Origin of the sequence: Halococcus hamelinensis 100A6 (genome assembly GCF_000336675.1) — an archaeon.
Taxonomy (GTDB): domain Archaea; phylum Halobacteriota; class Halobacteria; order Halobacteriales; family Halococcaceae; genus Halococcus; species Halococcus hamelinensis.
Genome location: NZ_AOMB01000041.1, coordinates 56,813 through 69,579 on the forward strand (window position 1 = coordinate 56,813; position 12,767 = coordinate 69,579).

Consider the following 12,767-nt stretch of genomic DNA (forward strand, 5'->3'; position numbering starts at 1 on the left):
AAAATCGGAGATTTTCGTCACTGAGCGGAGCGAAGCTCCGCGAGGTCCAAAAGAGTCGGAGACTCTTTTGACGATCACGAGAGAGCTTTGCTCTCTCGAACGACCACGACGCGAACGGCGACCGCAGGAAGCCGTGAGCGGAGTGACCCGTGAGCGAAGCGAGCGAGCGGCCCTTCTTAGTCCGCTGGAAGAGCTCCGCTCTTCCAAGCTCTGTCTCGCTTCGCTCGACAGAACAGGTTTTTGCTCGTCGGGTGCGCTCACCGCGTTCGCGCACCACTCCTCACAAAAAAGTGGCTTTTAGATATTGTCGACGATCTCGTCGGCGAACTCGCTGGTGGCGAGCTTCTCGCCGCCGTCGATCTGGCGGTGGATGTCGTAGGTGACCTTCTTCGAAGAGATAGCGCCCTCGACGGCGTCGTAGATCTTCTGGGAGGCGTCGTCCCAGCCCATCTGGTCGAACATGAGGCGACCCGAGAGGATCATCGCGGTCGGGTTGGCCTCATCGTTACCGGCGTGTTTCGGGGCGCTCCCGTGGACGGGTTCGGCGAGCACGCGGCCGTCGCCGAGGTTCGCGCCGGGGGCGATCCCCAGCCCGCCGATCTGTGCGCCGGCGGAGTCGGAGAGGTAGTCGCCGTTGAGGTTCGGCATCGCGAGCACGTCGTACTCCTCGGGTCGGAGGAGGAGCCACTGGAGCATCGCGTCGGCGATGCGGTCGTTGACCACGACGGTGTCCTCGGGGACGTCGCCGTCGCGCTGTTCCCAGAGGGTGTCCTCGGTGATGACCTCGTCGCCGTACTCCTCGTTTGCGACCTCGAAGCCCCAGTCGCGGAACTGGGCTTCGGTGAACTTCATGATGTTACCCTTGTGGATCAGGGTCACGGAGTCGCGGTCGTTCTCGAGGGCGTAGTCGATCGCGCGGCGCACGAGGCGTTTCGTCCCGAACTCGGTGATCGGCTTGATGCCGATCCCGACCTCGCCCTCGTGGATGGTGTTGTCGTAGCCCATCTCCTCTTCGACGAACTCACGGACCTGCTCGACCTCCTCGGTGCCCTGTTCCCACTCGATGCCGGCGTAGACGTCCTCGGTGTTCTCCCGGAAGTTGACCATGTCCATCGCGTCGGGGTCCTTGACGGGGGAGGGAACGCCGTCGATGTGGTAGGTCGGCCGGACGTTGGCGTAGAGGTCGAGGCGTTTGCGGAGCGCGACGTTGAGGCTGCGGTAGCCCGCGCCGACGGGGGTCGTCAGCGGACCCTTGATCCCGACGTTGAACTCCCGGAAGGCTTCGAGGGTGTCCTCCGGCAGGTTCTCGTCGTAGCGCTCACGTGCGGACTCGCCGGCGTAGAGGCGCATCCAGTTGATCTCGCGACCCGTCGCCTCGGCGGCCGCGCCGAGGACCTTCTGGGCGGCGGGGCCGATGTCGACGCCGATGCCGTCGCCGTGAATGATCGGGATGATGGGGTCGTCGGGGACGTCGAAACCGCCGTCTACGGCTTCGATCTGCGAACCGTTCGTCGGGACTTCAACCCGGTCATAAGACATACCGAGAATTCTATCGGACGCGCTAAAAGGGCTGTCTTTCTCGCCAGCGGGTCGGTTCGGGAGGGTTATTCGTCCCCCGGACGAGCCACTGCCGTGCAGCTCATCGTTCACGGCGGTGCCGGCGAGACGCCCGACGAACCCGACCGACGGCAAGCGGTCCTCGACGACGCCGTCGCGGTCGGTGCCGAGGAAGCCAGCCCCGTACAGGCGGTCGTCGCCGCCGTCGGCGTGCTCGAATCCAGCCCGCGGTTCAACGCCGGCGTCGGCGGGGCGGTCCAGTCCGATGGAATGGTCAGAACCGACGCGGGCCTGATGACCCACGACAGGCGGGTCGGGGCGGTCTGCTCGATGCCGGGCGTCGAGCACGCCGCCAGGGTCGCTCGCGTCGTGATGGACGAGACCCCACACGTCTTCGTCTCGGGCAAGCACGCCGTCGCGCTCGCCGAGGAGTTCGGGGTCGGGATCGACGTGGACCTCACGACCGACCGAACCCGCGAACGGTGGGTCGACGCCGACCCGCCAGCCGACCCGCGCGACCACCTCGACTGGGTCCGCGAGCAGTACGGCGGGTCGGATACCGTCGGTGCGGTCGCAGTGGACGACGAGGGACGGGTCGCGGCCGCGACCTCGACGGGCGGGCGGTGGGCGGCGCTCGCGGGTCGCGTCGGGGACGTCCCGCAGGTCGGCAGCGGCTTCTTCGCCACACCTGCCGGCGGCGCGAGCGCGACCGGGGCGGGCGAGGACATCGTCCGCGTGACGCTCACACGGGAGGCCGTCCGACAGCTCGAATCCGGTGTGAGTCCGCAGACCGCCGCCGACCGCGCGCTCGCCGAGTTCGACGAGGTCACGGGCTCGACGGCGGGGCTGATCGTGCTCGACAGCGAGGGGCGGGCGGGCAGCGCGTACAACTCGGCCGCGATGCAGACGAGCTCCACTGAGTCCTGAGAACGCCAGACATATGCCCCGAACCGGCGTAGTCGGGGTATGAGCGACGAATCGGTGGACCTCGACGCCGAGCAGTACGAGAAACACCGCGAAGCGGGTGAAATCCTCGCCCAGGTCCGCGAGGAGGCCGCCGAGCGGGTCGAGGTGGGTGAGTCCCACCTCGACGTCGCCGAGTGGACCGAGGAGCGCATCCGCGAGCTCGGCGGCGAACCCGCCTTCCCGGTGAACATCTCGATCGACGAGGAGGCCGCCCACGCCTCGCCGAGCGCCGACGACGAGACCACCTTCGGCGAGGAGATGGTCAACCTCGATATCGGGGTCCACATCGACGGCTGGCTCGCCGACACCGCCGTCACAGTAGACCTCTCCGGCAATCCCGACCTCGCCGAAGTGCCCGAGCGGGCGCTCGACGCCGCGCTCGAACTCGTCGAAGCCGGCGTCGAGACGGGCACGATCGGCGCGCAGATCGAGGACGTCATCGAGGACGCGGGCTTCAAACCGGTCGTCAACCTGACGGGGCACGGCCTCGCGCGCTGGGAACAGCACACCCCGCCGAACATCCCGAACCGGGCGGTGAGCCAGAGCGTGACCCTCGACGTCGGCGACGTGGTCGCGGTCGAGCCCTTCGCAACCGACGGCAGCGGGAAGGTCGGCGAGGGCAACAAGGTCGAGATATACGGTCTCGACCGGGAGGGGTCGGTCAGGAACAACGACGCACGCGCGGCGCTCGACCAGATCACCGAGGAGTTCCGGACCCTGCCGTTCGCCGCCCGGTGGCTCGACGTCGACCGCCCCGAGATGGCGCTCCGGCGGCTCGAACGCCAGAACCTCGTCCACAGCTATCCGGTGCTCAAGGAGGACGAGGGCAACCTCGTGAGTCAGAAGGAACACACCGTCATCGTCACCGAGGACGGCTGTGAGATAACCACCCAGCGCTGAGGTGAGACACGACGGTCGACGAACGGAACCGAGACGAGTTCTGCTGCAACTCCACTGTTCGGCCCCCTCAACAGCGTCGCTGGTATCGAACCGAAGCGTCCCCACGACGGTTGGTGACCGAGGGAGTTAGTCGGCAGTGAGTTGGGGAAATGCCACTTCCCAACGGTGGTCGTCGGGGTCGGCGAAGTAACCGGAGTAACCACCCCAGAAGGTCTCCTGGGCCGGTTTCACGACACGTCCACCGGAAGACGCTGCCTCGTCGAGAACCGCATCGACCTCCTTCTTCGTCGATACGTTGTGGGCGATGGTGATGCCGGAGAAGCCGCTGTCGTCCGCAGCAACCTCCGCGTCTTCGGCGAGCAGGTCCCGTGGATAGAGCGAGAGCCACGCTCCGTCGAGGGAGAAGAACGCGACATCGCTGTCGTCCTCCCGGTCCCGCATCGGTAACCCGAGACCGTCCCGGTAGAATCGGATGGATGCAGCGAGGTCCGATACACCGAGTGTGACGAGGGTGATCCGTGGGTCCACAGGAAGGGAAGGGGCTCAGTGACGATAAGTCATCTCGGCGGACTTGCCGATCGAAGCGAGCGACCACGTCGTGAACGAGGGTCAAAGTTCTCACGGGGTCGACAGCACCGACCGCGCCCTCCCGTCTACTCGATCGGGTTCGTGCGTACCACGGTCAGGTCCCTGTCGGGACCGATGCCGACGGCGTAGACGGGCGTATCGAGTTCGTCGCCGAGGTAGTCGAGATACGTCCGCGCGTTCTCGGGGAGCGCGTCGTAGCCGCTCGCGGCGACCGCCTCCCAGTCGGCGTCCGCCCAGCCCTCGAAGTCCTCGAGAACCGCCTCGCACTCGCTCCAGCGCTCGGTGGTCGCGGGCATCGTGTGCCGTTCCTCGCCGTCGAGGTCGTAGGCGTGGCCGACCTTCACTTCGTCGAGGCCCGCGAGGGTGTCGACGTGGTTGACCGCGAGGCCGGTGAAGCCGCTGGCGCGGGTCGCGTGGCGGAGCATCGGCATGTCGAGCCAGCCGACGCGGCGCGGCCGGCCCGTGACGGTGCCGTACTCGCCGCCCTCGTCGCGGATGTAGCTCGCGAGTTCTTCGACCTCGTCCGGCGCGTCGCCCTCGTAGCCGGGCGTGTCGCCCTCGACGCCAGCGAGTTCGGTCGGCATCGGGCCGCTCCCGACGCGCGTGAGGTAGGCCTTGACGACCCCGACGACCTCGCCGTCGCCGACGACGGACGGGCCGAGCCCCGTTCCCGTCGCGGCACCGCCCGCGGTGGGGTTCGAGGAGGTCACGTAGGGGTAGTTGCCGTGGTCGATGTCGATCAGCGTGCCCTGGGCCCCCTCGAACATCACCCGCCGGTCGTCGGCGAGGCGGTCGGCGAGGAACTCGCCGGCGTGGACGAGCATCCCCTCGGTTTCGAGGCGCTCGGCGTAGCCGTGGTACTCCTCGTAGAGGGCGTCGACGTCGAACTCGTCGCCGACCTCGGCCCCGAAGACGTCCTCGGCGAGCGCGCGTTTCTGCGGGACGACGTACTCCAGTTTGTCCCGGAGGACGTCCGGGTCGACGAGGTCCCCGACGCGAAGCCCGCGCCGTCCCGCTTTGTCCTCGTAGGTCGGCCCGATGCCGCGACCGGTGGTGCCGACGACCTCGCCGCCCTCGTCCTTCGCCGTCTCCTCGATGCCGTCGAGAACGCGATGGTAGGGGAAGATCACGTGCGCGCGGCGGGCGACCCGAACGTCCGGGTCGAGGCCGCGCTCGCGGAGCGCGTCTATCTCCTCGAACAGCGTGGCGGGGTTGACGACGCAGCCGTTGCCGAGCACGCCGGTCTTGCCGCGGACGACGCCGCTCGGCACGAGCGAGAGTTTGTAGGTCTCGCCCTCGTGGACGACGGTGTGGCCGGCGTTGTCGCCGCCCTGGTACCGACAGACGACGTCGACGTGCTCGCTCCAGCGGTCGACCATCCCGCCTTTGCCCTCGTCGCCGAGCTGTGCGCCGACGATGGTGACTGTCATGTCCGAGAGTTCGCCGTTCGGGATAAACCGATTACGGTGTGTCGACGACCGTGCTCGTGGAAATCCGACCGTCGGGCGGCCCGTGTGCGGCCGCCGTGACGCGTTCGAGGCGGAGGCCAGAAAGTATATGGTATCTGCTACCAAATCCGGACGAACGGAACGAGAGGTGGTACTGCCGGCGGGCGTGGCAGAACCTTTAAAACCCTCTCTCACGAGTTAACAAGTGCCATGATAGACAGACTCGAAAAAGAGGTCGACATGCTCGAACGCCACCTCCAGGTCCTGCGGATGGTGATCGAGAGCGAACCGATCGGCATCGTGAAGATGTCCAACGAGACCGGCTACCCGCATCACAAGGTGCGGTACTCGCTTCGCGTCCTCGAGGAGGAATCCCTGATAGAGCCCTCGAGCCAGGGCGCGATCACCACCGACCACACCGAGGAGTTCGTCGACGACCTCGACGGCAAGGTCGACGGGATCGTCGAGAAACTCGACGGCATGAAGATCGGCGCGGCGGCCGAGGCCTGACCTACTCCTTCTCGTTCGCTCGCCACTCCCGGCGAAGCAATCCATACATGAGCGTATCGCGGTACTCGCCGTCGACGAACCGAGCCTCGCGGCCGCGACCCTCCTGCGTGAAGCCGAGCGATTCGAGCACGCCACGCGAGGCGGCGTTGTAGTCGAAGGCGTGGGCCGCGATGCTGTGGATGTCGTAGGTTCGAAAGAGGCTCTCGACCGCGAGCGCGACCGCTTCGGTCCCGTAGCCCTCACCGTGATGCTCCGGTGTGAGCCAGTAGGCCAGCATCGGGCGATCCCAGTCGACGTGGGTGGCGTTGACCACGCCGATGGGTGTGGTCTCGTCCTCCGCGGGATGGCCCGGCCCCGCTTCCTCGTCATCGAGACAGACGAGGAAGTTGGCGTGGTCGTCGCTCTCGATGAACTCCTCGAAGCCCTCCTCGACTTGGTGTTCGTTCTCGTGACCGACCACACCGAGCGGGTAGCGGATCGCGGGGTTGGCGTGGCCACGCTGGACGAACGCGCTGTCGTCGCGCTCGATCGTCCGGAGCGTGACCCGCTCGCCGGCCTCGACGCGTGCGCCTGGCATGCACGAAGGTTCGAAACCCGACACATACGCGTTCCGAAACGTGGCTACGGCGAGTCGTCGAGCAGTGTGGTCGGGTCACAGACCGCCTCCTCGGGCGCTGGGTCGATCGAGACGGCGACATCGGCGACGGTGTCGGAGTCGGGGAACACGACGGTCGCATCGGTCAGGAGCGGCGCGACGAGACCGGCGGCGACGGTGCCCGCGAGCGCGAGCGGCGCGCGGACCGCGACCGTCCTTCCGGCATCCATTCCGACGCGTTCGACGGCCCGTTCGGCCCCATCGAGCAGGTCGGCGTGGCTGAACGACGCGTCGGCGGTGAGCACGGGGTCGTCGGTAGCCACCGCGGACGGTGCGAGCGTCGGGTTCTGGCTCCAGACGTCGCGTTCGAAGTAGCGCGCGCCGGGGTCGTCGGGTTCGGCCCCGTAGGCGACCGGCGTGCTCCCGGGCGGGAGGTCGAATCGGTCGAGATCGTCGGTCGGCGCGACGACCGCTCGGAGGTCGTTCTCGTCCGACGGGTCGAAGCGAACCACCGCACCGAGCGACGCCGTAGCGAGGAACGCGAGTACGGCTTCGGGGGTGCGGCCGACGAGGCCGACGGTGTGGCCGGCCCGAACCCCGCACTGATGGAGGAGGTTGCTCACCTTCCAGGCGTTCGTGAGGAGACGATGGGTGTCGTACTCGCGGCCCGTTCGGTCGTCCCGGAGCGCGAGGCGGTCGTTCCGGCGCTCGCGTGCGAGGAGTCCGCGGAGGGTGTCCATGACCGACGGTTCGAGCGGCCCGCTCAAAGTCCCGCCGACCCGGGACGGTCGGTGGGTGCGGTTGGCGCGCGGCCTGCGCGCCGTCCGGCGGGTGGCGCGCAACGCCCGTGCGAGGGAGTCGGCTGGGGAGGTCCGTGGCGCGGGGCGGAGGCGGTGCGGCGAGCAGTCGGTCCTCGTTCGGTCCGTCATTCGGCTCTCGATCGGTCCGTTGTCCGGCTCTCGGTCGGTGTTTCCGTAACACGGCGATCCGACCCCGAATCCCCGGCGGAACTGCAAAGCGGTCCCTCACTACACACGGGACGCGATCGACCGCCGGTCGGGAACCAGGAAACCACGAAATCACGGGGCCACGAAGCGGTTCACTCGTCCCGAAAGTCGGGTCAGGGGATGAACTCGAACGGGACGGGCGTGAAACAGAGCACGCCGAGCGCGAAGGTGACGAACCCGAGGAGGAGCCGTTTGCCGTCGAGCGCCTCGTCGTATATCGGGGTCGTGGGACCCGCGTAGGCGAAGCCCATCGTGAACACCCCCCAGAACATCCAGAGGAAGACCGCGTTGAACGCGGCGTCCTGGACGTAGTAGAGGTAGGCCGCGAGGCCGAACAGCGCGGCGGGCACAAGCGCGCCGATGGTGGCCTGGCGCTTACCCAGCATCGCGCGCACGAGGTGGCCGCCGTCGAGCTGTCCCACCGGGATCAGGTTGAGGAAGGTCACGAACATCCCGACCCAGCCCGCGAACACGACGGGGTTCACCGTCTCCCGCCCCGGATAGTCGAGCGGCTGGCCGACGAGGTCGGCGAGGCCGCGGATCAACACCGGATAGTGGAACTCGATCGGGAAGCCGGGGTCGGCGACCGGCGGGAGGAACAGGCCCACGACGGTGACGAGACAGGCCACCACGAGCCCCGCGAGCGGGCCCGCGACCCCGATGTCGAACAGGGTTTTCCGGTCGGGCATCCGACCGCGCATTCGGATCACCGCCCCCATCGTCCCGATGACGTTGGGCAGCGGGATGAAGTACGGGAGGCTAGCGTCGACGCCGTGATATCGGCTCAGGGCGTAGTGGCCGAGTTCGTGGACCCCGAGCACGCCGAGGACGGCGACCGCGAACGGCCAACCGGCCAGGATGTCGAGCGGGCCGTCGACCGCGACGCCGTACCACTGGCTCCCGGCGTAGAGCGTCGAGACGACCGTGAGCCCCGCGAACAGCAGATTGGTCCACGGAACGCCGTCGAGCCCCGTCGAGTGCGGGGTGGCGACGAGGACGTGGCGCTGCCGGGAGAGTTCGACCCCGGTGAACGGGTCGCGCTCGGTGTACGTGTCGGTCGTGAGCCGTACCTCGTAACCCCGGTCGCGGAACACCGGCCAGAGTCGGCGTTCGAGGCGGTCGCCGGGAACCAGCGCCCGACCGTAGTACCGGAGCTGGTCGCCGTCGACCCGGCGCTGGCTGACGCGAAACAGCCCGGCGAACGCTTCGGCCGGCGGACCGCGTTCGTCCATTGTCGAAGCTATGTGAGGGTTCGGTATAAACGTACAGACCCGCTCCGGTAGCCGACGTCAGCGGGAACCGATGCGGGTGTAAACAGGTTGGGACAGCCGTGGGAACTCCACCGAACGATGGGACGCGGTGGGGAGGGCGGTTGGACCGCGGGATTGCGACCGGCGGGATGACGGGCCGGTCGCGGCGGGACGGATGGACGCCGGCGATTCAGGCCGGCGCGACGCGCCACGTCGTCGCGCTGGTGTACGACCACTTCTCGATCTCGAGGGTGGTCGCCGAATCCGTGAGCTTACACATCAACGCGCCGATCTCCTTCGGCGAGAGGCCGACCTCGTCCGCGATGAACTTGCTCTTGAAGTAGAGCTCGCCGTCGGCCGCGTTGCGTTCGAGGTACGCTTCGAGTCGCTGTTCTTTCGTGGTCGAGTCGACCCCGGAGGGCTGTGTCGTGCTCATTGTGGCGTCCACTTGCATCCAGGCCGTACCATGTATTATACCCGACAGATGCTTCGGGTTGCTTCGGGTCCCTTCAGCCACAAAATCGAACGTGGAGTGATTTCACGACGCTTCGAGAAACCGTTAGACGTTTTATCAAGCCTACAGAGCTATTTGATCGGCTATCCATCCGTGATAAAATCACGCGGGTAGCGAGCGCTCGTCGAGCGGGAGATCGGGCGTTTTCCGGCAAAATTTTCTCGTTCCGGCTCGGGTCGAGGGTCCGCCGCGGTTCACGCGCGTTCGTGGACCCAGAACTCCCCGTCGGTCGTGCGCTCCTTTTTGAAGATCGGAACCTCGGCTTTCAGCCGGTCGATGCCGTCCTCGACCGTTCGAAAGGCCTCGCGCCGGTGGCCGGCGAGCACCACCACGAAGACGATGTCCTCGCCTGCCTCGATCAGTCCCGTTCGATGGTGCATCAGCACCCGGTGGACGCCGTCGCGGGACTCCAGCTCCTCGGCGATCGCCGCCATCTTTCGGTCGGCCACGCCTTCGTAGGTCTCGAATTCGAGGGCTTCGGTCGGTGCGTCATCCGCCGAGTCCTTCGCCCGGACCCGACCCGTGAACGTCGCGATCGCGCCCGCTCGGTCGGCATCGGGGTCGGTTTTCACCGCCTCGACCAGCGAGTCGAGCGTGACGTACGGTTCGAGTTCGTCGACCGTCGTCGAGACCGCGTCGAGGTCGATCCCGTCGGCCTCGGGAGCCGTCGCGATGGTCGGCCCGGCGTGGTCGCGGTCCCCGAGAACCACCGCGGGGAGGTCCCGACCCGAGAACCCCTCGATGACCGCGTAGTCGTGGTCGGGAACGAGGTCGTCGAGGAGCGCTGAGAGGGGACGGTGGTCGCCGGTGGCGAACCAGCCGTCGTCGCTCACGCCGTAGGTCGCGCTCGCCCCTGCCGCGCGGTGGCGCGCCGTGTCCTTCCCCTGGGTATCGATATCGGGGGCGTGGTCGAGGTGTTTCACCGTGGCGACGCGCCCGTCGAGGCGGGGGAGGAGCCGTTCGACCAGCGTCGTCTTGCCCGCGTCCGAGGGCCCGACGACGGCGAAGACCTTCATGCCGACGGGAGGGTCGGCCGTCGCTTGTACCCTTCGGCGGGGTTGACAATCCTTATGGGCGCGTCCGGGCAACCGGAGCCAATGAAAATCGTTCTCTCCCTCGGCGGCAGCGTGCTCGCGCCCCGGGACCCGGAGCGCGTCGGTGCACACGCCGAAGTCATCGAGGACCTCGTGAACGAAGGTCACTCCGTGGGGGTCGTCGTCGGCGGCGGCACCATCGCCCGCGAGTACATCCACACCGCACGCGCGCTCGGCGCGAACGAGATCGAACTCGACCAGTTGGGTATCGACACCACTCGGGTCAACGCCCGGCTCCTGATCGCGGCGCTCTCGGAACGCGCGGTGACCAGCCCCGCGACCGACTACGAGACCGCAGGCGAGGCGCTCCGGCGCGACGAGGTCGCCGTCATGGGCGGGATCGCACCGGGTCAGACCACCGACGCCGTGAGCGCCGCGCTCGCCGAGTACGCCAACGCCGACCTGCTGGTCTACGCGACGAGCGTCCCCGGCGTCTACAGCGCCGACCCCGCGGCGGACGACGACGCCCACCGCTTCGAGGAGCTCTCGGCGACCGAACTCGTCGACGTGATCGCGGACATCGAGATGACCGCCGGCGCGTCGGCCCCCGTCGACCTCCTCGCGGCGAAGATAATCGAGCGCTCGGGCGTCCGAACGGTGGTCCTCGACGGCACCGACCCCGCACGCGTCGCGCGCGTCGTCACCTCGGGCGACCACGACGGCACCGACATCGTGCCCGAGGGCAGCGACGAACCCACCTACTGGGCGATGAATGACTGACGACGACCCCTACATCCTGGGCGGGCCACAGCCCCACGACTTCTGGGCCGAATCGGTCGCGGAGCGGGTACTCGAACGCGAACCCGAGGACCCCATCGTGATCAAGGGCGGGATCTCGCCGTCTGGCGTGCCCCACCTCGGCAACATGAACGAGGTCCTCCGTGGGTACTTCGTCGCCGAGGCACTTCGTGGGCGGGGACGAACAGTCAAGCAGGTCTTCACCGCCGACGACCGCGACCCGCTGCGAAAGCTGCCCCGCAAACTCGCCGACCTCGATGGGAACATCGTGGGCCTCGGCGACGTCGACGCCGGCGCGCTCGGGCGCAATCTCGGGAAACCCTACACCGCGATCCCCGACCCGTTCGGCTGCTGTGACTCCTACGGGGAACACTTCTCGAACCTGATCGAACGCAGCGCCGACGCGCTCGGGATCGACGTCGAGATGGTCTCGAACACCGAACGCTACGAATCCGGCGCGTTCGAGGAGGTGACACGAACCCTGCTCGAAGGTCGTGAGGAAGCGAGGAACGTGCTCGCGAACTACCAGGACAAGGTCGACGACGACTACGTCCCCTTCCGCCCGATCTGTGCCGAGTGCGGGCACGTCACCGAGACGAACGCCGTCACGAGCGTCGACCTCGATGCCGGCACCGTGGAGTACGTCTGTGGCGACATCGAGGCCGGCGGGCAGGTCATCGAGGGCTGTGGGCACGAGGGCACCGCCACCTTCCGGGAGGGCAAACTCCCGTGGCGCTTCGAGTGGCCCGCCCAGTGGCAGGTGCTGGGGGTGGACTTCGAGCCGTTCGGCAAGGACCACGCCGAGGGCTCGTGGCCGAGCGGGGTCGACATCTCCCGGAACGTGCTGGGGGACGAACCACCGCTCGGGATGGCCTACGAGTGGTTCACGCTCGATGGCGAGCCCTTCTCCTCCTCCGCGGGGCACGTCATCATGGTCCAGGACGTCCTCGAGTTCCTCGAACCCGAGGTACTCAGGTACTTCTTCACGAAGGACCCGAGCCGGGCGCGGGACTTCTCGGTCGAGCGCGCGGACCAGCTCGTAGACGAGTTCGACGCGTTCGAGCGGACGTATTTCGAGGATGATGACGAACGAACCGCCGCCGCGTACCCGCCGGTCGCCGCGACCGTCGACGAACACCCGATCCGGCTCCCGTACACGTTCGCCGCCGTGCTCGGGATGACCGACGACGGCGACCTCCGCGAGGCGATGGCGCGCCGCGAGAACCACATCCCGGACGAGGCCACGGAGGGAGACGTCGCGGCGGCGCTCTCGCGCGTCGAGTACGCCCGTACCTGGGCCGAACGGACCGACAACGCCTACAACTACCGCCTCGCGACCGACCTCCCGCCGGTCGAATTCGACGAGAACACCGAGGCGGCGCTCGACGACCTCGCGGGGGTCGTGGAGGCGGGTCGCGACGGCGAGGCGATCCAGAGCGAGATCTTCGAGACCGCCCGGAGCCACGATATGGACCCCGGCGACCTGTTCACGGCGGGCTATCGGCTCTTCTTCGACACCGAGCAGGGACCGAAACTCGGGCCGTTCCTCGCCGAACTCGACCGAGCGTTCGTGGTTCGGCGGCTCCGGCGCGAAGGCTGA

13 protein-coding genes are annotated in these 12,767 nt (G+C 67.7%); 5 read left to right on the forward strand and 8 right to left on the reverse strand.

Going from position 1 to position 12,767, the window contains the following annotated elements:
• Window positions 1-297 precede the first annotated feature (297 nt).
• Window positions 298-1,539, reverse strand: a complete 1,242-nt coding sequence (gene icd, locus C447_RS14300) for an isocitrate dehydrogenase (NADP(+)) (protein ID WP_007695150.1) — start codon at window positions 1,537-1,539, stop codon at window positions 298-300.
• Window positions 1,540-1,632: 93 nt separating this feature from the next.
• Here icd and C447_RS14305 point away from each other — a divergent pair, with 93 nt between their 5' ends.
• Together C447_RS14305 and map are read left to right on the forward strand one after the other, a co-directional pair.
• Window positions 1,633-2,484 (forward strand): isoaspartyl peptidase/L-asparaginase, encoded by an 852-nt coding sequence (locus C447_RS14305; RefSeq protein WP_007695152.1) that lies wholly within the window; start codon window positions 1,633-1,635, stop codon window positions 2,482-2,484.
• Between the two features lie 39 nt (window positions 2,485-2,523).
• Window positions 2,524-3,423: a type II methionyl aminopeptidase gene (map, locus tag C447_RS14310; protein WP_007695154.1), complete on the forward strand. Its 900-nt coding sequence runs from the start codon at window positions 2,524-2,526 to the stop codon at window positions 3,421-3,423.
• A gap of 126 nt (window positions 3,424-3,549) precedes the next feature.
• Here the strand turns inward: map and C447_RS14315 are convergent, their stop codons facing one another.
• Together C447_RS14315 and C447_RS14320 are read right to left on the reverse strand one after the other, a co-directional pair.
• Entirely contained in the window at window positions 3,550-3,951 is a 402-nt protein-coding gene (locus tag C447_RS14315; protein WP_007695155.1) for a VOC family protein, read from the reverse strand.
• Between the two features lie 125 nt (window positions 3,952-4,076).
• Window positions 4,077-5,441 carry an adenylosuccinate synthase gene (locus C447_RS14320; protein ID WP_007695157.1) on the reverse strand — a complete coding sequence of 455 codons (1,365 nt, stop codon included), beginning with the start codon at window positions 5,439-5,441 and terminating at the stop codon, window positions 4,077-4,079.
• 228 nt (window positions 5,442-5,669) lie between these two features.
• On the opposite strand from C447_RS14320, the gene C447_RS14325 reads away from it, so the two are divergent.
• Entirely contained in the window at window positions 5,670-5,969 is a 300-nt protein-coding gene (locus C447_RS14325) for a hypothetical protein (protein ID WP_007695158.1), read from the forward strand.
• Between the two features lies 1 nt (window position 5,970).
• Here the strand turns inward: C447_RS14325 and C447_RS14330 are convergent, their stop codons facing one another.
• The 5 genes from C447_RS14330 to C447_RS14355 all read right to left on the reverse strand — a co-directional run bounded on the left by C447_RS14330 (window position 5,971) and on the right by C447_RS14355 (window position 10,351).
• Window positions 5,971-6,546 (reverse strand): GNAT family N-acetyltransferase, encoded by a 576-nt coding sequence (locus C447_RS14330; RefSeq protein ID WP_007695159.1) that lies wholly within the window; start codon window positions 6,544-6,546, stop codon window positions 5,971-5,973.
• A gap of 44 nt (window positions 6,547-6,590) precedes the next feature.
• Complete coding sequence (locus C447_RS14335; RefSeq protein ID WP_239639190.1) at window positions 6,591-7,493, reverse strand: class I adenylate-forming enzyme family protein; 903 nt, start codon at window positions 7,491-7,493, stop codon at window positions 6,591-6,593.
• A gap of 191 nt (window positions 7,494-7,684) precedes the next feature.
• The gene (locus C447_RS14345) at window positions 7,685-8,803 is read right to left on the reverse strand and encodes a site-2 protease family protein (protein ID WP_007695161.1); all 1,119 of its coding nucleotides are present in this window, start codon (window positions 8,801-8,803) and stop codon (window positions 7,685-7,687) included.
• A gap of 208 nt (window positions 8,804-9,011) precedes the next feature.
• A complete protein-coding gene (locus C447_RS14350; RefSeq protein ID WP_007695162.1) occupies window positions 9,012-9,257 on the reverse strand; it encodes a DUF7123 family protein in 246 nt (81 codons plus the stop codon).
• 272 nt (window positions 9,258-9,529) lie between these two features.
• A complete protein-coding gene (locus tag C447_RS14355) occupies window positions 9,530-10,351 on the reverse strand; it encodes a molybdopterin synthase (RefSeq protein WP_007695163.1) in 822 nt (273 codons plus the stop codon).
• 81 nt (window positions 10,352-10,432) lie between these two features.
• Between C447_RS14355 and pyrH the strand changes: the two genes are divergently transcribed.
• Both pyrH and lysS read left to right on the forward strand, forming a co-directional pair.
• Window positions 10,433-11,149: a UMP kinase gene (gene pyrH / locus C447_RS14360; protein ID WP_007695164.1), complete on the forward strand. Its 717-nt coding sequence runs from the start codon at window positions 10,433-10,435 to the stop codon at window positions 11,147-11,149.
• On the forward strand, window positions 11,142-12,767 hold the full coding sequence (gene lysS / locus C447_RS14365; protein WP_007695165.1) for a lysine--tRNA ligase: 1,626 nt from the start codon (window positions 11,142-11,144) through the stop codon (window positions 12,765-12,767). The genes pyrH and lysS overlap by 8 nt, the downstream gene beginning before the upstream one ends.

Coding starts and splice junctions, on each gene's coding strand:
- icd (WP_007695150.1), bottom strand. CDS start 1,539: ATGTCTTATGACCGGGTTGAAGTCCCGACGAACGGTTCGCAGATCGAA.
- map (WP_007695154.1), top strand. CDS start 2,524: ATGAGCGACGAATCGGTGGACCTCGACGCCGAGCAGTACGAGAAACAC.
- C447_RS14320 (WP_007695157.1), bottom strand. CDS start 5,441: ATGACAGTCACCATCGTCGGCGCACAGCTCGGCGACGAGGGCAAAGGC.
- C447_RS14325 (WP_007695158.1), top strand. CDS start 5,670: ATGATAGACAGACTCGAAAAAGAGGTCGACATGCTCGAACGCCACCTC.
- C447_RS14330 (WP_007695159.1), bottom strand. CDS start 6,546: ATGCCAGGCGCACGCGTCGAGGCCGGCGAGCGGGTCACGCTCCGGACG.
- C447_RS14335 (WP_239639190.1), bottom strand. CDS start 7,493: ATGACGGACCGAACGAGGACCGACTGCTCGCCGCACCGCCTCCGCCCC.
- C447_RS14345 (WP_007695161.1), bottom strand. CDS start 8,803: ATGGACGAACGCGGTCCGCCGGCCGAAGCGTTCGCCGGGCTGTTTCGC.
- C447_RS14350 (WP_007695162.1), bottom strand. CDS start 9,257: ATGAGCACGACACAGCCCTCCGGGGTCGACTCGACCACGAAAGAACAG.
- C447_RS14355 (WP_007695163.1), bottom strand. CDS start 10,351: ATGAAGGTCTTCGCCGTCGTCGGGCCCTCGGACGCGGGCAAGACGACG.
- pyrH (WP_007695164.1), top strand. CDS start 10,433: ATGAAAATCGTTCTCTCCCTCGGCGGCAGCGTGCTCGCGCCCCGGGAC.
- lysS (WP_007695165.1), top strand. CDS start 11,142: ATGACTGACGACGACCCCTACATCCTGGGCGGGCCACAGCCCCACGAC.